At 68.9% G+C, this 23,035-nt stretch carries 3 protein-coding genes and 1 pseudogene (1 of these 4 cut by a window edge); 3 read left to right on the plus strand and 1 reads right to left on the minus strand.

The window, feature by feature from the left end; genetic code table 11:
- Window positions 1–19,821, minus strand: the 5' portion of a protein-coding gene (locus ACYJSS_RS26360) for an Ig-like domain-containing protein (protein ID WP_236205927.1). 23,076 nt of this gene lie to the left of the window's left edge; the window shows 19,821 of its 42,897 coding nt (coding positions 1–19,821); it begins with the start codon at window positions 19,819–19,821; its stop codon lies beyond the left edge, outside the window.
- Between the two features lie 287 nt (window positions 19,822–20,108).
- Between ACYJSS_RS26360 and ACYJSS_RS26365 the strand changes: the two genes are divergently transcribed.
- The 3 genes and pseudogenes from ACYJSS_RS26365 to ACYJSS_RS26375 form a co-directional block, all read left to right on the plus strand.
- Entirely contained in the window at window positions 20,109–20,774 is a 666-nt protein-coding gene (locus ACYJSS_RS26365) for a type II secretion system protein N (RefSeq protein WP_236205928.1), read from the plus strand.
- A 13-nt stretch (window positions 20,775–20,787) separates the two neighbouring features.
- The gene (gene gspD, locus ACYJSS_RS26370) at window positions 20,788–22,725 is read left to right on the plus strand and encodes a type II secretion system secretin GspD (RefSeq protein ID WP_236205929.1); all 1,938 of its coding nucleotides are present in this window, start codon (window positions 20,788–20,790) and stop codon (window positions 22,723–22,725) included.
- Between the two features lie 228 nt (window positions 22,726–22,953).
- Window positions 22,954–23,022, plus strand: a pseudogene (locus ACYJSS_RS26375) (6-carboxytetrahydropterin synthase QueD); the annotation flags it as partial.
- Window positions 23,023–23,035 lie beyond the last annotated feature (13 nt).

Consider the following 23,035-nt stretch of genomic DNA (forward strand, 5'->3'; position numbering starts at 1 on the left):
GGTCAGGTCGACGAAGCCACGGGGCGACAGGCCGTTGGGCGCTTCGTAGTGGTAGGCCTTGGCCTGGCCGGCGAACTCGCGGGTGACGATCACCGGGTGCACCGGGTCGCTGATGTCGGCCACCAGCAGGCGCGCGGCGTTGCTGGTCAGGGTGGCGACGCGGCCCTGGCTGTCGAGCTTGTCGAAGCTGCCACCGGTGACGGCGTACAGCAGTTGGCTCTCGGCGCCGTCGAGGCGGGCGATGGCGGAGACCGGGCTGGCCATCTCGGCCGGCAGGTTGACCGAGCCGGTGGGGATGCCGGTGTAGAAGTAGTCCACCGGCGAGTCGGTCTGTTCGCCCGGGAACAGCTGGCTGATGGCGGCGACCCTGGCCTTGCCGAAGCTGCCGGCGGGCGCGCGCACTTCGGCGCGGTTGCTGCTGAGGATCTTCAGGTCGCCGGCCAGGGCGCCGGCGAAGCGCACCTGCATGTAGTGGTTGAAGCCACGGCCGTGCAGGGTCACCAGGTTGCCGCCCTGGGGCGGGCCGGTCTGCGGCTGCAGGTCGTCGATCTCGATCTGCGGCAGCACGGTCATGGCGCCCTGGCGCAGGTAGGACAGGCGCTGGTCGATGCGCTCGACCTTCACCGCCAGGCTGGCGCTGATGCCGGCCATCTGCAGGTCCGGCACCTCGACGCGCAGCTGGGTGTCGCTGAGTTCCAGTATCTGCTGCGGCTGCAGGCGGGTTTCGCCCAGCCACACGGCCAGCTGGTCGGCGGCGACGCCGAAGCCGCTGCCCTTGATCACGGCGACTTCGCCACCGGTGGCGTGGAAGTAGTGCAGGCCCGCGACGCCGGCGGCTTCGCGCTGGACCTGGGTGACCTGCGGACGGATGCCGGTGAGGCGCTCCAGCTGCAGCACGAAGGCCTGGCGCAGGGCGTGGCCGGCCAGGTCGGTGAGCGCGGTGCCCACTTCGATGCGCAGCGCGCCCTGGTAGTCGCCCTTGAAGGCGATCTGCACCTGGCCGCCGCGCAGGGTGTTGGTGCCGGTCATTTCAAAGGCGCCGGCCGGCAGCGCCTGGCCGCCCTCGCCCAGCACGCGGATGGCCTGGGCCAGGTGCGCCGGGTCGGTGTTGATCAGGTTGTTGAAGGCGATCTGCACCGATTCGCCGCTGCCCAGCACGGCGCCGTTGCCCGGGGTGGCCGAGGCGACAGCGAGGTAGGGCGAGGTATTGATCTGCACGCCCTTGCCGTTGCCCTGCATGACCTGCCCGCCGACGCCGAGCAGCTCGCCGCCGGTCTTCTGGTTCTGCCAGTAGATGGTTTCGTACTGGCCCTGGGCATTGGCTTCCAGCAGCAGGTAGGTGTCGCCGGTGCCGACGCTGATCAGGCCCTGCTGGACCTGCAGGGTCGGGCGGCCGAGGGACGCGCTGATGGAGTCGCCGCTGACGGTGCCGCGCTCGATGGCCTGGACGCGGTAGTCGAGCTTGTCGCCGAAGTCCTTGAAGGTGGCCAGGTGCAGCTGCTTGTCGCGCAGGAACAGCACGTACAGCTGGCCGTTGAGCCATTGCAGGTCCACCGGCGCACCCAGCAGGTCGGCGCGCAGGCTGCCGTCGAAGGCGATGCTCGGCAGCGGCGCCTGGGCACCCAGTTCGTTGCGGCCCAGGGGCAGGAAGCGCACGTAGCCGGTGCCCAGGTCGTTGGCGGCGGCCACGGCCAGGGCGCCACGCTCGCTTTCCACGGCCAGGTCGAGGGCACGGTGGTTGGGCAGGGTCAGGCTGGAGACCAGCAGCGGGCGGCCCAGGTCGTTGACGTCCACCACGCGCACGCCGTCGCGGTCGTTGGCCAGGTACACCAGGCTGCCGAGGGTCTCCAGGCCCAGCACCGGCTGGTCGAGGCGCAGCTGGGACAGGCGGATCGGCCGTTCCCACAGCCCGATGTCGTAGATCTCCAGGCCGGCCGGCATCAGGAAGCGGTTGGAGCTGGTGGGCGCGGAACCGGCCTTGACGCCGACGAACAGGGTGTCGCCCACCACCTGGGCGGCGCCGATCTGCATCGGCGGGTAGTTCGGCAGCACGATGCCCAGGCCCTGCGGCAGGGTGTAGGACAGCGCGCCGACCTTGACCTCGCGGGTGCTGGCGCCGCTGGGGATGCGCAGGAAGACGTCGTAGATGTCCGGGTCGATCACGCCCGGCAGGATGAAGTCGAAGTCACGCTGGGTCTCGACGTCGTCCTGCAGGTCGATGGCGGCGCGGCCCGGCTCTTCCACGATGGGGCTGCGGCCGGTGTAGATCTCGGTGGCGCCATGGCGGGCACGCAGGACCACGCGGGTGCCCGGCAGCAGCACGTCGGCGGACGCCTTGATGCTGACGAGGGTGCCGCCCTTCTTGCTCGCGGAATCCGGGCTGATGCGGTACTTGACCTGGTCCAGCGCCTGCTCGGCGCCGATCACCAGGGCGCCCAGGTAGTCCTCGCGCAGGCCGCCGTCTTCCAGGCGCAGGTGCCACTGGCCCGGGCCGAGGGGCAGCATGTCGAGGGCGTTCGGGGCGATTTCCAGGCGCTCGGTGCTGACCCACTGCAGGGCCACCGGGTACTGGTTGACGTAGCCCTTGACGGTGCTGGAGAAGCCGCTGCCGTTGATCACCACGCGGTCCTGGGCACCACGGTGGAAGCGGGCGTTCTCCAGGTTGCGGATGCGCGGTTGGGTGGCGCCGGCGGCGGCCACCTTGAAGTCCACCTGGTAGGGCGCCCACAGGCCGCCGCCACGCAGGTTGCGCGCGGAGGCCAGCTGCAGGCGCAGGCTGGCGCCGGCGGTGGGGGTGAAGCGCAGGGTCACGCGGGTCGCGGACTGGCCGTCGCCGCCCACGGCCTCGATGCTCGGGGCCGCCAGCTCCTGCTCGCCGTTGCTGATGTCCAGCAGGCGCAGGGCGCCCGGGGCACGCAGGGATTCCAGGGTCACCGGCTCGTTGAAGCTCAGGCTCAGGGCCTGCTCGCTGGCCGGGATCAAGGCGCCCTGGGCGACGCTGGCATCGAGCACCAGGGCGCCGGGCAGCTCGAGCACGGTCAGGCCCTGTTTGCCGGAGCCGGCCACCAGGCGGTTGTTGTAGAGGTCCAGGGCTTCGATGCGCTCCTGGTTGCCGGCGGAGACCACGCGCGGCTGCAGCGGCTGGGCCAGGTCCAGCACCACCACGCCGCTTTCCGCCGAGACGAACAGCAGGTTGCCGGCCATGCGCAGGGCGATGCCGCGACCGGCGACGGCCTGCAGCTGCTTGTCGAGGGTGACCAGCACGCGCTCTTCGGGCTCGTCGCGGTTGACGATCTCGACGCCACGGCCGCCCACGGCCACCACCAGGTAGCGGCCATAGACCAGTGCGTCCTGCGGGTTGGCGGTGAAGCTGTAGAGGCGGGTCTGGCTCGGGTCGAACAGGTTCAGGCTGCGGATCTCGCCTTTCTCCAGGTCGACGGCCTTGGCCAGGGTCTCGTCCCAGCCCGGGCAGTTGACCCATTTGGCACCCTGCACCAGGCCGCCGCTGAGCAGCCAGCCGTTGTCGAGCTTGAGCAGGCCGGCACCTTTCAGGCCGTCCGGTGCCGCGACCCGTACCGGGTCTTCGCCATCCTGGTAGTTCAGCGCGGCCAGGCCCAGGCCGCTGGAGCCGCCGACCTTGAAGGCACAGGTGTCGCTGTTCGGCGGGTCGACATCCACCGAGGCGGTGGCGGCGAACAGGCCGTCGCCCTGCTTGACCAGCCGGCTGACGAGGCCTTCGAGCTTCTCTTCCTGGATCACCTGCAGGCCGTTCTGTTCGTCCAGGTTCAGGCGGGCGACGCCGCCATTGCCGCTGGCGATGTAGAGGCGTTTGCGCCAGGTGTTGCCTTCCCACTCGCGGGTCGGGGCGATCTGCAGGGAATCGAGGCCGAGGGTGAAGTCCTGGGCGGCCTGGCGGTCGAGGACGTCCTGCTCCTCTTCGGTGGGCTCCATGACGCCACTGGCGAGGAAGCCATCCGACAGGCGCTTGGAAATGGCCATGGCCTGGGTCTTCAGCGACAGGCGCTGGGCGTCGCTCGGCAGGGCCGGCGAGCCGCCCACCAGCAGCGGCTTGGAGGGGTCCTGCACGGAGAAGGTGGCGGCGCGGTAGTTCTCCGGCAGCCAGCCGCCGGCGGCGAGCTTCTGCTGGCCGTAGCCTTCCACCATGAGGCCGCCGTTGCTCACGGCGACGCCGGTGTCGCGGTCGATCCACAGGTCGCTGGGGAAGATCAGCGAGGGGTGCAGCTCGGCCAGCTTGCGCAGGCCGTAGCCGAAGCTGCGCTCGCCGTTCAGGCGGGCCTGGTTGCCGTAGCGGTCTTCACCCAGCACTTCCACCTTGCCCGGGGCGCCACGCGGGGTGGTGACGCGCATGCGGTTGGTGGAAAGCACCTGGATGCGGCCCACCGGCAGGCCGCCGAAGCGCACCTTGAGGCCGTCCATGACGCTGTTGCCCGGTTCGAAGCCGTCGCCGCTGAGGGTGACGCTGGTGTCGCCTGTGATCGGGCCCCAGAGCGGCGCCAGGGCGTCGAAGCGGATCGGTGCATCCACCAGCAGCGCGCCTTCGAGCACGGCCTGCTGCCAGAGCCCGTCGCGCAGCACGGACAGGGTCAGGTTGTACTGGCCGGGACGCGGCATGGCCGGGACGCTGACCTTGAGCACGGCCGGGGCGGTGTCGCTGTCGCGGGTGACGCCTTCGATCTGCAGGGCGCGGTCACCGGCGAAGAGGCGCACCTGGGCCAGGTTGGCCGGGATGCCGCGGGCGCTGACGGTGATCAGGCTGGTGGTGTTCTGGGCGATACGGCGCGGCACCACGGCTTCCAGGCTCAGGGTGTCGTCGCGGGCGCCGCGGTAGGTGAGGCCGACGCGCTGGTCCTGGGCCAGGCGCTGGAGCACCACGGTGTCGGTGGCGGACAACGGCTTGACCGAGGCGATGCCGGCCTTGGCCAGCAGGGTCAGGCGGTCGCCGGCCTTGAGGGTGTCGGCGACGCTGGCGGCCAGGGTCAGGCGGGCGTCGTTGTTGAGGATCTGCACGGTGGCCGGCAGGGTCTCGCCCTGGGGCCCGAGCAGGCTGAACAGGGCGGCGTTCGACGGGTAGAGGTCGATGGCCTTGTTGAAGCGGGCGATGACCTGCAGGCTGCCGTCGACCTGGCGGTCGAGGATGCCGTTGCGCGGGTCGACGGTGTGCAGCTTGAGCACCACGTCCGGCACCACCTGCAGCACGCTGCCCTTGGCGTCGACACCCCCGGCGTGGGCGGCGTATTCGCTGGCCACCACGCTTTCCACGCTGCCGCCCTCGGGGGCCTGCATGCTGCGGCTGGGCTGCGGGCGCAGCGGGTCGGTGACGTCGATGCTGAGCACGCCCTTGTCGCCACGGGCCACATAGAGGGTGTTGCCGTTGTAGTCCAGGTCGTAGACGTAGCCGATGTCGTTGACGCGGGCGACCACCTGGGGACGGTTCGGGTCCTGCAGGTCGACCACGGCGACGCCGCTGGCGCCGGCAGCCACGTAGGCATAGCGGCCCTGCAGCACCACGCGGGTGCCCGGCAGGTCGAGGTGGCCGAGGCGCTGCAGGCCCTGGCCGCTGCTCTGGCCGTAGACCTGGAAGCCGCCGCTGCCGTTCTCTTCCTTGCTCAGCAGGCGGTTGCTGGGGAAGTCGAAGGCGCCGCCCACGGTGACCAGCAGGCCGCTCTCGCCGGCGGCGGCGTCACGGGTGGCGACGTCGAGCATCGGCAGGCGCGGGTCGCTGGCCAGGCTTTCCACCAGGTAGGTCTTGTTCGGCAGGAAGGCGTCGACCACGCCCAGGCCTTCCTCGCCCATGGCCAGCAGCACGCGGGCGTTGCGCACCCGCAGGCCGCGCACGGCGCTGGAGGGCAGCTCCAGGGAGCCGATCAGGGTGGTGCGCGAGGGGTCGAGGCTGTCGAAGGCCACGGTGAACAGTTGCGCGGCGTCGGGCTTGCCGCCGGCCAGGTGCACGGCGGTGACGTAGACGCGGTCGGAGCCGCGCTCGAAGTAGGGTTCGACGCCCACGGCGATGTAGCCGGACGGCAGGCTGATGGAGGAGATGACGCGGTCGTCGCGGCCATCGCGGTTGCGGTCGATCAGGCGCAGCAGGTCGTCCGGGTTCAGCGGCTTCTGCGGGTCGGCGGTGTAGTTGCCGGCGTTGAGGTCGTAGACCAGCACGCCGTTGCTGCCCTGGGCGGAGAACAGGTAGCTGCCGCTGGGGTCCAGCGCCAGGTCGTAGACGCGGCCCTTGTCGCGGATCTGCGACTGCGGCGGCTGCTGGAAGGTGAAGGACTGCGCCAGGGTGCCCTGCTGACCGTTGGCCAGGCGCACGCGCACATCCACCGTGCCGATGGGGCCGGGCGGGGTGATGACTTCCAGGGTTTCGCCGTCGAGCACCTTGAACTGCTCGGCGAGGATGTCGCCGAAGCTGACGGTCATGGCGCCCAGTTCGCTGCGGAAGCCCTGGCCCTTGATCAGCACGCGGGTGCCGCCGTTCAGCGAACCCTGTGCCGGGGACAGCGAGCGCAGCAGCAGCGGCTCGACGAATTGCACGGCGCCGACGCGGGTGGCCTTGCTGCCGTTGCCGGCGACCACTTGCAGGCTGGCCGGGCCGGGCAGGCTGGCCGGTGCCTGGACGCGGTAGCGGGCGCTGCCGTCGGGCAGGGATTCGGCCAGGGTGCCGGTGGCGGTCTGGCCGGAGACGGTGAACTGCGGCTGGCCGGTGACGCCGGACAGGTGCACGGTGATCTCGCCACCGCCGACATCGAGCATCGACGGCCGGCTGTCGAGGATGGCCACCTGGGCACCGCCGGCCAGGCCGCTGCGGAAGTGGATGGCGTGTTCCATCAGGCCACGGCTGCGGCGGCTGGCCAAATCGCCCTTGAGGATCAGTTGGTGGCTGGCATTGGCCAGCAGCGCCTGCTCGGGGACCAGGGTGAGGGTGCGCGGGTCGGCGCTGCGCTGCAGGGCGAAGGGCAGGCTGGTGGCCGGCTGGTCGCCCTGGGCGTCGCGCTGCAGCACCAGGAACTGGCGCAGCTGCTCGTCGCTCATGGCGGCGAGGGAGCGGGTGAAGCGCAGCTCCAGGGGGCTGTCCAGGGGCACGCCGTCGGCCTGGTCGCGGGGCGTGGAGCCCACCAGTTCCAGGGTCAGCAGGTCCACCAGGCCGAGGTGGGAGACTCTGCCAGCCGTGGCGTCGGCGCGCAGGGCGAAGCCGGCGATGCCCTGGTCGGTGATGACCAGCGGCTGGGTGCGCCAGGGCTTCTTCAGCAGGCCGTCGTATTCGTACTGATAATCGGCGGGGCGTACGCAATAAGGCAGGCTGAGGGCGTCCAGCAGGCCGATGTCGGCGGGGCGGCTGAAGTCGTAGAAGCCCAGGTAGGCCTGCAGGCCCTTCTCGCAGTCGGCGAGGTCGTCGCTGCCGGTGTAGGTCAGGTTGAGGCCGGTGGTGGCCTGGGCGGCGATGCCACGGCTGTCGCCCGGCACGCTGAAGCCGCCGGAGAGGTAGCGGCCCTGCTCGCGGATGAAGGCCGGGCGGCTGGCGTCGTAGAGGTTCAGGCCGTTGCCGGTGGCGAAGCGGCTGCCGTCGGCGGTGAGGCCGATGTAGCCACCCACGCGGGATTCGCCCAGCTGCGGCAGGGACGGACGCGACAGGTCGAAGACCACGCGGGCGCCACCGTTGACCACGTGCAGGCTGTCGCCGATGACGGCGATGTCCTGGACGTTGCCCAGGGTCTGCACGCGACCGTCGATGCTGGCCTGGGTGATGCGGCGGACCACGGTGGGACGCAGCGGGTCGGCGACGCTGACCACGGCGATGCCTTCGCCGGTGGTGGCGATCAGCAGCAGGCCCTGGTGGGCGACGACCTTCTCCGGCACGGCCTGGGTGAAGGGCAGCGGCAGGCTGTAGCGGATGCCACGGTCCTTGCCCGGGGGCTGTTCGGTGAGGTCGTCGGGGTCGCGGATCTCGCGGTCGTAGACCAGCAGCACGCTGCGGCCTTCGTATTCGGTGTCGATGTAGGGGAAGTCGTAGCCGCGGCCCACCACGTAGAGCTGCTTGTCGGCCAGGGCCATGGCGCTGGGCTTCATGTCCTGCGGCAGGTTGTAGTAGCCCAGACCGTGGCGCGGCGCGGCTTCGCCGACCTTGGCCGGGTCGTATTTCACCAGGCTGATCCAGCCCGGGGCGTAGTAGTGCTCGAGCTGCTCGCGGCTGAACACCTGGTTGGGTCGGGGCGAGCCTTCGCCCAGTTCGCCCCGGCCGAGCACGTAGAACATGTGCAGGTCGCTGTCGACGGCGAGGTCGACGATCTGGCCCGGCGGCAGCTTGAGCGGGTCCGGCACGTAGTCGGTGATGCCGCCCTTCTCCAGGGTCTCCAGGCGCTTGTCGATGACCTCGGCGGACATCGGCTTCTCGGTCTCCAGGCCGCGATCGAGCTGCAGGCGACCGTAGAACAGGGCGTTGCGCTGGACGTAGTGGCGGCCCAGTTCGTCGTCCAGCTCCAGGTCGATGAAGCCGCGGTAGCCCTTGCCGTTCTCGTCGCGGAAGTCCGGTACCAGCAGGCTCATGCGCTCGGCGCTGTAGAGGCGCAGATCGCCCGAGCCGACCTTGATGACCTTCTTCTCCGGGTTCGGCTCGCCGCTCTTGTAGGCGGTGAGCGTCAGGCCTGCGTGGAAGCCCTTGCCGACCAGGTCGACGCGGTCGTTCTTGCCGCTCTGGGCGACGCGCACCACGGCCGGGGCCAGGTGCGAGATGGACAGTTCGTCGACGAACACGAAGCCGCCGAGCACGGTGTCGGAGAGGCCGGACTCGGTGTACAGGCTGACCGCCGCCGGGCCCGGGTAGTTGGGCACGGTGCGGGCGTAGAGGCTGATCACGCCGCTGGCGGCGTCGACCGCGCGGCGCTCGACCACCAGCGGCTCGCCCCCCACCAGCAGGCGCGGCTGGTCGCCGAAGTTGAGGCCACGGACGATCAGTTCGGTGCCGCCGCGCACGTCGCCGACGTTGACGCAGGCGCTGCGCTCGGCGCTTTCGCGGGTGCAGATGCTCTGGATGTCCGGGTAGGCGGCGTCGGCCGGCGCGGTGCTGAAGCTGAAGACGTAGTCGGACGCCAGCGGCTGGCCGGTGACCGGTGCCAGGCCCTGCTTGATGCGCACGAAGTAGCGCTGGCGCGGCTGCAGGCTCTGGCCGTCCTTGCGGGTGAGCTGGATGCGGCGCTTGGTGGTGTCGCTGCCACGGGCGGCGAAGGACAGGTCGAACAGGCCGGTGACGTCGCGGCCCACCTGGGCATCGCCTTCGAGCACCTGGACGAAGTCGGCCAGGCGGGTCTGTTCCGGCAGCACCGCCGACAGTTCGATGAGCATGGCCGGCAGCTGGGTGCTGACGTCGTTCTCGCCCACCTGCGGGTTGTGCTGCAACACGGTGAGGGCCGGCAGGTCGATGCGACCGATGCCGCCCTTGCCGGCGGCGACCTGGATGGCGCCACGGGCCAGGGTCACGCCGCGGACGGCGAAGTTGTCGGGGGTGGCGTTGCGCTGGACCATGACCGGGACGCTGGCGTCCAGGCCGCTCTCGCCGATGCGCGCGAGGTCGAGGATCTGCACCAGGCTCTGGGTCGGCTTGTCTTCCTGGTCGGAGAGCAGCTCGGTGACGTAGGCGAGGTTGCCGGAGACGTGCACGTCGTAGAGGCCGTCGGCGGCCTGGTCGGGGCGGTGCGGCTTGATTTCCACCACCTGCACCAGGCGCGGCTGGTCGGGCTCGCTGATGTCGATGCGGGTCAGGCGGGCGCTGTCGCCGCTGCCGGCCATGTCGGTGACGTAGAGCTGGTTGCCCACCAGGTGCAGGCGGTTGGCCACGCCCAGGGTGTCGATGCGTGCCACCTGGGGCATCGCCGGGGTGCTCAGGTCGGCCACCACCACGCCCTCTTCGGAGGCGGCGATGTAGGCGTAGTGGCCGCGTACTTTGACGTCGCGGGCGAAGCCGTTGGGCTTGATGTAGCCGACGTGGTAGGGCGCGGTCATGTTGGTGATGTCGATGACCTGCACGCCGCCGGCACCGTTGGCCACCAGGGCCAGGTTGCCGCTGCGGGTGAGGCCGTAGACATCCGGGTAGGGCATGTCGACGCGGCCCATCATCAGGTAGGGCAGGCCGAACTGGCCGTCGCCGTTGCGCTGGCCAAACAGCAGCAGCTCGCCGGCCTTGTTGTCCAGGTAGAGGGCGCCGGTGCCTTCGCTCGGGGTGTCGCCGCCGTGCCAGTCCTTGCGGATCTCTTCGCTGAACTGGTTGACGAACTGGCAGGCCGCGTCCCCCGACTGGCAGCTGCCGGCGTCGGTGACGCCGGACTTGCCGGCCAGCACGATGTTCTCGTCGGTGACCAGTTCGCCGATGGTGCCGCTGAAGATCTCGGCGGCGCCGTTGAGCAGCGGCGAGTAGGCGAAGTAGTCGCCCTTCTGGTTGCCCTGGGTCTCGTCCACCGCATCCATGATGTAGATGCCGGTGCGCGCTTCGGGCAGGCCGCGCAGAGCGTCTTCCTTGCTCAGCAGGCCGAGGCCCTGCTCGATGCGCAGCGGGTCGACGCTGGCCCAGGCGGCGATCATGGCGCCGCTGCGGTCGAGGGCGCGGTACTGGTCGATGGCGGTGTAGTGCACGCCCTTGGCGGGGGCCTGGGCACCGGCCTGGGGCGCGATGAAGCGGCGCTCGCTCAGCGGCCAGCCCATCTCGTGGTAGGTGTCGCGGGTGACGGTGTGGTTCGGCGTGACCACCTTGGTCAGCAGGTGCAGGCGCTCGTTGCGCAGGCCGGTACGGCGCAGCACGTTGCCCTGGCTGAAGTCGGCCCAGTAGATGTAGTAGTGCTTGTCCGGGTCGCTGACCGGGGTGGTGTCGCCCGGCTGGCGCTGGTCGTCGCGGAACAGGGTCAGCGGGTACTCGTCGGCCACCTTCCATTCGCCGGCGTCGTTCTGGTATTCGCGGCGCCAGAGCATGTTGACGTCCTGGATGGCGCCGCCCATGTCTTCGACGGACACCACCGCCCGCAGGCTTTCGCCCATGGTCAGCACGTCCTTGTCGATCGGGTAGAGCACGGCGAGGCGCGGCACCACGGTGTCTTCGAGCTTGCCGACGCGCACCACCTGGGACTCGCCCGCCTGGCCCAGCGCGTCGTAGGCGATGGCCTGGATGGTGAAGCCCTGGACGCCCGCCGGCGCGGCGAGGCGCGCGCGGTAGACGTGGTCCTGGGCGTAGCTGCCGACCTGCTGCCCGTAGCTCTGCTCGGTGGTGATGACCGGTACGCCGTTGACGTAGAAGGTGACGTGGTCGATGCCCTCGGGGCCGAGGTCGTCGAAGGCCTCGACGAAGACTTCGAGATCCTGGCCGTCGATCACCACGGCGTTGTCATTGTCGGGCTTGACGATGCGCGCCTGCGGCGGCTTGTCGGCCTTGATCAGGATGCTGCCGGGCAGGTCCACCATGGCGGACTCATAGCCGTCGAGGTCGCGGGCCTTGGCGCGGAAGCGCAGCACCTGGTCGACACGGCCGGTGGGCACCTTGAAGTGGAACTGGTAGGGCGCGGCGGAATCCTCGCCCAGGGCCTGGTAGGTGGGCGTGGAGCCGGCCGGGCCGATGGCGTAGTAGAGCGCGGCGCTGTCGACGCCGACCTCGGGGTCGCTGGCCTGGACCTGGACCACGACGCCACGGCCCTCGGTCAGCTCGGTGACCTCGCCCATGGCGAAGCCGCGGGCGTCCAGCAGCTTGATGGCGTTGACCTCCGGCGGCTGGTTGCGCAGCAGGTTGACCGGGATGATCTCCTTGGCCTCGTTGCCGGCCGGGTCGCGGGCGGTGATCTGCAGCTGCATCGGCAGGGATTCGGGCAACTTGTCGGTGCGGCCCAGGTAGTCGGCGATGCTGGCCACCGGCAGGCTGCCGATGTAGGGGCCGGTGAGCAGCAGGCGGTCGGAGACGCGCTCCTCGGGAGCGAAGGTGCCGTCGCCGTTGCGATCGACGTACAGGCCCAGGCTCACCGAGCCGACGCGGACGTTGTCGCTGACTTCCAGCTGGTACGGCAGGTTGCGCTTCTCGGCGATGCTGGCGCCGCTGGCCAGCGGCTGCTTGACCAGCAGTTGCGGCGCCTTGTCGTCCTTCAGTACGCGCACGCGCACGGCCTGGGGCGTGCTGACGCTGCGGCCCTTGCCGTCGGCGCGACGCTCCAGGGCGCTGGCGGTGAGGCTGAGGTCGGTGCCGGCCTGGCCGTAGGGCACTTCGACGAGGAATTCGTAGGGGAAGACCATGTCGGTGAGGCTGCGGTCGCCGCCCTTGAGGCCGCCGATGTTGAGCACCACGCGGTCGATGCCGACGTCGTCCACGGCGTTGATTTCCACCAGCAGCAGCTGGCCTTCGGTGGTCTCGCTGTTGTTCTGCGGCGCGCCGACCACCACGCTGGGCAGCTGGTCGCGGGTGACTTCCACCGTCAGGTGTTCCTCGGCGCGGTGGGCGTCGAGGTCGCCATGGGCGACGCCGTAGGTGTCCACCGCTTCCAGGCTGAGCTGCACCTGGTTGGCCTGGGGGTTGTCCGGGTCGAAGGCGGGCATCGGCACGGAGAAGTTGTAGGGCGACTGGCGCAGGCGCATCTCGTAGGGCGGCTGGCCGTTGCCGTAGGTGGCACGCAGGTGCACGTACTCCACGCCGACGTCGTCGAAGGCCTTGGCGTTGACGTACAGCGGGTTGCCTTCCACGACCTTGGCGCCGGGCACGGGCTCGACGACGTCGATCACCGGGCGGGCATCGATGTTGATCGGGTAGCTGTTAGTGAGCACCGCGTTGTTGGCCGCGTCGAAGCCTTCCAGGCGCACGCGCACGCTGACCCGCTCGATCTGGTCGCTGCTCAGGCCGAAGGCGCGGACGATCTCGGCCAGGCGGTCGACGTGGATCAGCTGGCTGTATTCGGGGGTGTCGATGTCGACGGTGGTGACCGGCTCGTAGTCCTCGGAGGGGATGCCGTCGATGGTACGCACCACGGTGAAGGGCTGCTCGCGGTCCTGGGCTTCGCCACGCACGCGCACCGAGTAGCCGCGCGAGAGCACCAGGCGGTTGACCTTGACGTTGTCGAAGGCCTGGTAGACCAGGGTGAAGTCGCTGTCCTCGATGGCGCCGAAGCCGAGGGTGGGCCGCTTGAACAGCAGTTTCGGGCTGATGGTATCGGCCATCACCTTGATCTTGCGCTCGAACAGGCCGACCGCGCCGTCGGAGTCCTCGACCTGGGCGGTGAGCTTCAGTTCTTCGTTATGGCGGATCAGGCCCTGGGGCACTTCCAGCACGAAGGTGCGCTGCATCGCGTAGGGGCTGTCCTTGCGGCCGAAGTCGTCGGCCATGGACTTGTCGTAGCGGGCATGGATGCTGTCGTGGATGCTGGCGAAGGCGGCATCGACCACCTTGTCGCCACCGGTGACGCCGTCGCTGGAGCCGATCACCGGCAGCGGCACGCCATTGGCGAAGACCTTGAGGCGGCCGGCGGTGAGCTTGCGGTCGTCCGCGGCCACCAGGCCGACGCGGATGCGGAAGGTGCCGGCGGCGATCTCCTGGTCATCGCCCGGGGCGGTGATGCGCACCTCGGGGACCATGTTGGTCAGCGGGTGGACCAGGATGGTGCGGTCGCTGACATGACCGTAGGTGTCGGTCAGTTCGATGCGGTATTCGGTGGGCTCGCTCTGGTCGAAGAGGACCTCGGCCTGGTCGGCGGCCTGCAGCGGCGGCGCGGCGGGGCAGTTGACCTGGAAGCCGCGCTCGTAGACCACGGCGGCGACGCTGCCGTCGCGCCTGAGGCGCAGGATGCGGTAGGCGGCGAGGCCGGCGTCGTCACGCAGGTCGGTGTCGAGGCGGAAGCGTTCGTTGATCCGCACCCAGAATTCGCCGTAGTTGATGCGCGCCGGGTCGGTGAGGGCCTTCTCGTACCTGCCGTCCACCCAGTAGGTGTTGAAGCCGGTGAGGCTGAGCTGCGGCTTCTCGTTGGCGGCCAGCGGGTAGCGCAGGCTGTGTTCGGTGGTGCGACCGCTCCAGTCCTCGGCCACCAGGGTGAGCTCCAGTTCGCCGCTGGAGAACTCGCGGGGCACCTGGTAGGGCAGCTGCTGGGCACCCTGGCCGAGGTAGGTGCCGAGGTCGTGGACGACACGGCTACGGTTCTCCAGCAGGCGCAGGCTCTTCAGGCCGAGGCTGTCGTCGCCGAAGGTGGTCTTGAGGTCCAGCTGCTGCATGGGCACGGCGACGGAGCCGGCCACCGGGCTGACGATGCGCGCCTGGGGCGCCTGCTCGTCGACCCGCAGGGGCTGTTGCAGCAGGGTGCCGAGCACCAGGTCGCCGCGCTCGTGGGAGAGGCGGTCGGTGGCATGGCCGATCAGGCTCAGGCTGCTGCTCTGCACTTCGGCGGGCACCGGCAGGAGCAGGTTGTAGCGGTCTTCCGCGCGGCTCTGGGTACCGCTGTCGCCCACTTGCAGGAAGGCGGTCTGGGCATTGCCGTCGAGGCCGTCCTGGAGCAGCAGGTTGATGACGTTGCGCCCCGGTACGCGGGTGCCGCCATCGGTGCTGACGTTGGCCTGGGTGGTTTCCAGCTGGGTGATCTGCAGCTCGCGGATGAAGGCCGGCGCGCCGGCACGGGGGCGCAGCACCAGGCGGGTGACGTCGGGGCCGCCGAGGGTGGCGAGGTCGAGCAGGCCGCCGACGGCCTGCACGTCGCGCAGTGCGGGGCGCACCTGGCAGAGGCTGCGGGAGAAGGTCTCGACCTGCCAGTTGCTGGTCTGCGTGCCCAGCTTGAGCAGGCGCGGGGTGCCGAGCTGCTCGTTGCCGGCGAGGACCAGGCGGCCGTCCTTGACCTGCAGGAAGGGTTTCTCGTTGAGCAGCAGGTCGCCCTGCCAGCCCTGGGCCTCGGGGTAGGCGATGCTGATCAGCGGGCTGTTCTGCTGGCTGGTGGCGTCCACCCTGGTCAGGCCGCGGATGTCACGGGCACCGCCGAGGTCGCGCAGGGAGCTGGCCAGCAGCAAGTAGCGGCCGGTGCTGGCGGGCGCGCCGTCATTGAAGTCGTCCTGCACGACCAGGCTGCCACGCAGGGGCATGCCGCGCTGCTGCTGGGCGGAGGGGGTGCTGTCCTTCCAGCTGAGCAGCGGCGCCTGGTCACGCTGGACCAGCAGGCGGCGGGTGACCTGGCTTTCGTTGCCGAGCAGGTCCTTGGCCTTGACCACCAGGGTCAGGCCGATGGGCTCGGCCTGGGGCCGGTAGCGTTCGATGTCGAGCAGGTCGTCGGCGCCGGCGGCGGGGACGCTGACCTGCGGCGTGCTGAGGCCTTCGGCCTTGGCCACCAGGTCGTCACGGCCCTGGTCGTCGAGCAGGCGCACTTCGTAGGAGGCGACGGCGGTGTCGTCCTGCAGGCTGACCTGCAGCTTGGTCTTCTGCCGCTCGAAGAGGCGCTCGGTGGGCGACTGGATGTTGATCTGCGGGCCGGTCTCGTCGCCGAGGACCTTGATGTTGATGGCCGGGGATCGGGTTTCGTTGATGCCGCGGTCACGGGCGCGCAGCACCAGTTGCAGCACCTTGCCGGCGTAGCGGCGGGCGAGCTCGGGGGTGAGGCGCAGGCGGCCGTCGAAGTCGGCGTAGAAGCGCTGGCCGACGAGGATGGCGCCGAGGGTGCCGGGGTTGGGCACCTTGACGGTCTCGACGCGGTCCTTGCGGCTGAACAGTTCCCAGGCCACGGCGTGTTCTTCGCGGGTGTCCGGGTCGATCAGCAGGGGGTCGAGGGCGTCGACGTACTGGTTGTCCCCGGCGCTGCCCTGGATCTGGAAGTTGGTGCCCGGCGGCAGGCTGAAGTCGCCTTCCGGCTTGCTCAGCTGCAGGGTCGGCGGCTCGGTGTCGTCGATGATTTCCAGTTCCAGCGAGGCTTCGCTGACCTGGTTGGCGCTGTCGTAGGCACGCACGGCGATATCGGTGTCGGCCCCGGCCTTGTTGGGCACGCGTAGGGCGGCACCGACGTAGCCTTCCTGGGATTTGGCTATGTCGGCGCCGCTGACGGTCTTGAGCACTTGCACCTGGCCGCCCTGGCGCAGGATGAATTCGACGCGGTTCACCTGGCGGTCGTCGGTGACCAGGGCCTGGGCGGTAAAGGCTTCACCTTCGTAGAGGCGCGAACCGGGAGCCGGGGCGCGGACGCTGATCTTCGGCGGCAGGTCCTTGCCGATGGGGAAGCGCCACAGGGTGGGGTCGGCGTCGTTGCCGTACTGGTCGCGGCCACGCAATTCGATCACCAGTTCCTGCTGGTCGGAGGGGACCTCCATCTGGAAGCTGTCTTCGAAGCTGGCCAGCTGCTGGTCACCGGTGAGGGCCCTGGAATACAGGGTGCGGCTGCCGCTGAGGGCGCTGAGGGCCACCAGGCGGGTGTCGTCGACGCCGCGCAGGCGGACCTGGATGCGGTTGCCGGCGTAGAGCGGCGCGCCCTGGATCGGGGCGACCACGGCCAGGCGCGGGCCGAGGGTGTCGGCCATGACCTGCACGGGCAGTTCGCGCTCGTCGCCCTGCTGGCCGCCGTCGTCGATGGCGGCGACCTTCAGGCGCAGGGCGCGGTCCTGGTTGCCCAGGTTGAGGGGTTTGAGGTCGATCACCAGGCGGTTGACGGTGTCCGGGCCGATGACGAGGCCACCCTGCTGGTCGATGCGCTTGTGCCACAGCGGGGCGCTGCCGCCATCGGCCCAGAGGCTGGCTTCGAGGGCGTGCACGGCGCGGTCGTCGTGGGCGACCACGTCCACCTGCAGGCTGTCCTGGCTGTAGATGCGGCTCTGTACCGGGTTGAGGCCGCGGACCTCGGGCTTGGCGTCGTCGGCGATGCCGATCAGCACCTTCACTTCGCTGTCGTTGCCGGCGCCATCGGTGGCCACGGCGCGGATCGGATAGCGGTCGTAGCGCACGCCATCGAGGTGCTTGAACTTGGGCGCCGCCACCACCTTGAGGGTGGAGAAGGCCTTGAGGGCGCCGGGGATGGCCTGCACCGAGAGGCTGCCATCGGCGCTGCTCAGGTGGTCGTTGGGGTTGCCGGTGAGGTAGAAGCCGACGCCTTCCTGCTTGGCCACACCGTAGAGGTCCAGGCGCTCGACGCCGACGTTGTCGTAGCCGGTGACCTTGAGCACGAAGGTGCTGTCCTCGACCACCGGGGCCAGGTCGTCGCCGGCGTCGCTGACGGTGATGGAGGGTGAGGCCAGGTTGATGACCGGGTCTTCCTCGTCCTTGCCCAGGGTGACGTTGACCGGCGCGCTGCGGGTCAGCTGGCCGGCGCTGTCGATGGCCTCGGCGTGGAGGGTCAGGGGGGTTTCCTTGTCCACGCCGGCCGGCGCCTGGTAGATCACCGCGAAGGGGGCCTTGAGGTCGGTGCCCGCCAGCTTGCCGTTGACGTAGAAGTCCACCTGGCGCAGGCCCAGGTCGTCGGTGGCGTTGGCGCGCAGCTCGACCGGCTGGCCGGAGACCAGGTGTGCGCCTTCCACCGGGTGGCTGAAGGAGACGGTCGGCGTCTGGTCGCCCTTGACCGGCAGGGTCAGCGGTTCGGAGAGGTTGGACTGCTGGTGCAGGTCGACCACGCGGGCGCGCAGTTCCAGGGTGCGGCCGAGCCAGTCCTGCTTGATCGGCAACTGGAAGCTGTGGCTGGTGCTGCGCAGGCCGAGCTTGGTGCCGTCGTAGTCGCGGTCCTGGTGGCGGTAGGACTGCACTTCCTCGCCGTTGACCAGCAGGAAGATGTCGGTGCCGCCTTCGAGGGTGTCGTCGGCGGCCTCGACCGTGACGTTCACGGTCTGGCCCACGGTGGCGATGCTGCCGGCCGCGGGCTGGGTGATGCGGGCGGTGGGCCGCTGGTTCTCCAGCACGCGCAGCAGGCGGGCCGGGGCGTCGACCACGGCGCCGTTCTGGGCGTGCACGCGGGCGGAGAGCGCCATGCTGGTTTCCCGCAGGGAGATCTCGGGTACCTGGACGGTGACCTGCCAGACCTCGAACAGTTGCTTCTTGCTCGGGTCGCTCTCCAGGGGGCGCTGTTCGAAGATGGGGAAGCGGGTTTCGCCGACCTTGCGGCCGTCCACGAAGTATTCGACCTGGCTGATGCCGCTCTGGTATTCGACGTCCGGCAGTACGCCCAGGTTGACGCTGATGGCGGCGCGCAGCGGGCTGTTCTCGACGACGCGCTGGGCGTCCACCGGGGATTCGAAGATGAACTCGGGGGCCTTGGGATTGCTCTTGGCGACGACCTGTACGGCGCGCTCGGGGCTGCTCTGGCTCTTGCCGGTTTCGTCGAAGGCCACGGCGCGCACGCGCAGGGTGCGACCTTCCAGCTCCTGTTCGATGGGCAGGCTGAGGGCGTAGGGCGGGGACAGGCGGCGCCCGACCATGCTGCCGTCGAGCCAGAACTCGACGCTTTTCACGCCGACGTCATCGCTGGCGCTGGCCTGGAGTTCGAGCACCGAGCCGACGGCGATGCTGGCTTCGGGCTGCAGGTCGACGGCGGGAGCGGCGTCCTGGGCGGCGACCGGGAGGTCGACGCCGATGTCCGGGTAACGCTGCAGGCGGGCGTGCAGCAGCATCGGGCTCTGCTCGGGCACCTGGGCACGGGCGCGCAGTTGCAACTGGTCGTTGCGCTCGAGGATGCCCTCGCTGCCGTTGGGCAGTTGCAGTTCGACGGCAAGGCTGTCGGCCAGGGGCGACTCGCTGCCGTCGTCGAACACCGCGAGGATCGCCGGCAGCGCCTGGAAGTCGTTGAGGCGCGGCAGGACCAGGGGCTGGCCGGCGGCCTGGCCTTCGAAACGCAGGGCGGTGAGGCGGCGGCTGTAGTCGACCTTCACCGGCAGGCTGACTTCGGGCAGGCCGGGGTAGCTCACATAAACAAAGACCGCCTCGGAGGCGGTCTCTTGCAATGGATAGACAACGCCTTCGGCGCTGACCCAGACCAGGTCCGGGTTGGAGGAGCGGTAGCTGATGCCGTTGCCCAGCCCGGCCAGGGGGGTCGGCCCGCGGAATTCGAAGTCGACCTCGGGAACCAGGCGGGCCGACTGCAGGGCGTCGCTGAAGACCAGCCGATCAGGGTGTACGGCAATGGAGCGGGCGGCTTCCTCGACGCTCTCGCCGATGAAGCGGATGTCGGAGAAGCTGCTCTGGTTGCCGGAAGCATCGACGGCGACCGCCTGGACCATGACCAGGGCGTTGCGCGCCACTTCCTCGGCACTCAGGGGGGCGTCCAGGCGCTGGCGCAGGCTGTAGCGCTGCTGGCCGTCGACCTTGGGGAAGACCCGGCGCGCTTCGGCCATGCGCAGGAAGGCCTTGCGCTCGGCCTGGCTGACCACGCCGCCGGCGGCGCGCAGGTCGGAGGCGCGCAGGCCGGTGAGGGACAGGCTGAGGTAGCTGAGGTCGATGTCGTCCTGGGCGTCGAAGCTGGCCACCAGGTACTGCTCGCCATCCTGGCTCTCGATCGCCAGCTGGGTGAGTTCCAGCTGCGGGGCCACGGCTTCCTGCTGGAAGGTTTCGCTGTAGTCCTGGATCCGGCCGTCGGCATAGACCAGCTTGACCGCCGGCTGCAGGACGTCGCCGCCTTCGAGGCGGAAGCTGAAGGAGCAGGCGACGCTGGAGTCGGTGTCACGCGTGGCGTCGGTCGGCAGGAATCGCTTGCCGCTGGCGGGAATGCTGACTTCGGCCAGGTCGCGGCAATCATCGAGGGAGAGGACGTAGTCGGCGGCGTTGCCGGTGGAGCCGAGGGCGGAGGCGGTGCGGATGTCTATTTCGGATGCAAAGGTTTCAGGGGCCGCTAGCGCGATCAGCGCAGCGAGCACCCGGCGAAACCCTGTATGGCGGCATCCTTGCAGCATCTTGGGGGAAAAGTTCCATTTATTTTGCGCATTCAGGCGTAGGACTTCGATAGCCTTAGCCTTTCCAATGGCAGAATGCTATACACGGAAAAATCTTATTTCAAGATAGGTACAAATGCCGAACGGGCATAAACGGTGGGGAACGTGATCGGCGTCAAATATCGCCATCATCCGCCACCACCCGTCCTGACCCGGCTTTGCACCCGATTGAGCAATGGATAGTATTGCCGCGCCATCACAGGGAAGAGTCCATGGCCACCATCCTCCACACGCTGACCCGGCTCGCAGGCACACGCGCGATAAAGCTGTCGGCGCTGTCCCTGTGCTCCCTTCTCATGCTCGCCGCCCTGACCTGGCACGGCCTGCAGCTGCGCGCTGCGCTGCAACCGCCGGTGCTCGCCCCCGGCGCGATGAACGAGCCCGGCCCGCAGGACGGGCCGACGCCGCTCGGCAAGGGGCTGCTCGGTTTGTTCGGGTCCAGCGCCGAAGCCGAATCGGTGGCGGCCGAAGCGCTCGAGAAGCTGCCCGAGAGCAACCTGGACCTGCAGGTGTCGGCGATCTTCTTCATGGCGCCCGCCGAGCAGAGCACGGTGATCCTGGAAGACGGTGATCGCACCCTCATTCTCAAACCGGGTGAAGAGGTGCGCCCCGGTATCGCCGTGCAGCGCATCGAAAGCCACCGGATCACGCTCAAGCGCAATGGCAAGCTGGAGCAGATCAGTTTCCGCGGCTTCGGCGAGATGCCGGGTAGCAGCCCGGCCCCGGAAAGCCCCATGCCCGTCGCCCAGAACATCGAACCGGTGACCGACACCCTGGCCAGTTCATTGCCTGCCGCCCCGGAGCCGGCGGTGGCGAGCCAGGGCGTACCCACCGCTTACCAGCAATACATTCAGCGCAAGCTCGCGCAGAACAAGTAGTCGAGTGAGAGAAGTGTCCACCAGAGCCCCGTCGTGCCTGCTGCTCAGTCTGTGCCTGCTCGTCCCCTTCGCCAGCGCCCACGCCGAGGACAAACCGGTGGCGGCCGAGGCGCCCGCGGCGGCCAGCGATGTGAAGATCAACATGCAGGACACCAACATCCGCTCCTTCATCGAGTGGATCGCCAAGGCGACCGGCAAGAACTTCATCATCGACCCGCGGGTGACCGGCAAGGTGACGGTGATTTCCAACGAGTCGATGAAGCCGGAAGAGGCGTACCGGGTCTTCCTGTCGGTGCTGCAGGTGCACGGGTTCTCCGCCATCGAGTCGGACAGCGCGGTGAAGGTCATCCCGGACGCCAACGCCAAGCAGAGCGGCGTGCCGCTGGTGGACGACGACACGCTGAACGATGACCAGCAGGTGGTGCGGGTGATCCGCACGCAGCACGTGCCGGCGACGCAGCTGGTGAACATCCTGCGGCCGATGGTCCCGCAGGTGGGGCACCTGGCGGCGTACCCGGACAGCAACGCGCTGATCATTTCCGACCGGGCTTCCAACATCAACCAGCTGCTGAAGCTGGTGTCGGAGATCGACCGGGCCGGGCAGTTCGAGATCGATGTGATCCCGCTGAAGTTCGCCAATGCCAAGGAGCTCTCCGCCATGCTTGGCAACCTGGTGCCCCAGGGCGGCGGTGCCGAGGGCGCGAGCAAGATGAGCGTGTCGGTGGATGAGCGCACCAACAGCATTCTGATCTCCGGGGACCCGAGCAAGCGCCAGCAGTTGCGCGATGTGCTGGCCAACCTGGACCGCCCGGGGAACATCATCCGCGACACCCAGGTGATCTACCTGCATTACCTGAAGGCGTCGGAGGTCGCGCAGATCCTGCAGAACGTGGCCACCAGCCTGCAGAAGCAGGACAAGGACGTGGGCATCAGCGGGGCGGAAATCTCCATCCAGGCCAACGACACCACCAACGCGCTGGTGATCAGTGCGCCGCCGGCGATCATGAAGACCGTCGAAGGGGTGGTGCAGCGGCTGGACATCCGCCGGGCGCAGGTGCTGGTGGAGGCGGTGATCGTCGAAGTCTCGGACAACAAGGTCAACGAGCTGGGCGTGCAGTGGAAGACCTCGGACGGGGCCATCGGCGGTGACGGCTTCTATGGCGGCTTCAAGTCGTCGCTCAAGGGCAATGCCATCGATTCCTTCCCGGGGGGCAGCCCGGCCAAGCTGGATGCCGGGCTGAGCATGGGCTTCTACAGCAACGGCTCGCTCAGGGCGCTGATCCGTACGCTGTCCACCGATGACTCGATGAATATCCTCTCGACGCCGAACCTGGTCACCCTCGACAACGAGGAGGGCAAGATCGTGGTCGGCCAGAACGTGCCCTTCGTGACCGGCAGCTCGACCAGCGCCTCGAACCCGTCCACCAACCCGTTCCAGACCATCGAGCGCCAGGACGTGGGTATCACCCTGAAGATCAAGCCGCAGATCAACGAAGGGGACTCGGTGACCCTGAACGTCTATCAGGAGATCTCCAGCGTCACCAACGACACCAGTGCCGCGGACATCGTGACGAACAAGCGTTCGGTGGAAACGCGGGTCCTCATCAAGGACAACATGACGCTGGTGCTGGGTGGCCTCATCTCGGACGAGGTGAGGGACTCGGGCGACAAGGTGCCCTTCCTCGGCAAGATCCCGATCATCGGGCAGCTGTTCCGCAGTGACCGCAAGGAAGTGAACAAGAAGAACCTGATGGTGTTCATCAAGCCGACCATCATCAATGACTTCGACCATGCCGACCAACTGACCGAAGGCAAGTACAACTTCATCCGGGAGCGCCAGCTGCGTTATGCCGACCAGGACATCGCCAAGGGCGTGCCCACGCTGCCGGAACGCATCAACAGCGCGGAGAAGGAGTTGAAGATCAAGTCCGTACCGCTGCCGCCACAATGATTGATTGCTGAAGTGAAGCCACCTGCGGGTGGCTTTTTCTTTGGCGGCTCGATGGGTACAGGTCTGGTTTTCTGGGCTGATGGGCGCGGAGCGTTGCGGTACGTCGAGGGACGCCAGTGAACTCTTCCAATTTGCGGATAGGGCGATTGGGAAAAGCGACCTGGGGGAGACTGGCTGCTCATCTGCCCGAAGACATCCCTTGGTTGGAGCCATGTGGATCTGGCGACACTTGGGGAGCTGAGCCGGGTGCGCATCCACGAGACTTGCACCAGTGGCTGCGAGTATCGCGGCGACTGATTCTTCTGCTGCC

Source organism: Pseudomonas sp. No.21 (assembly GCF_054558415.1).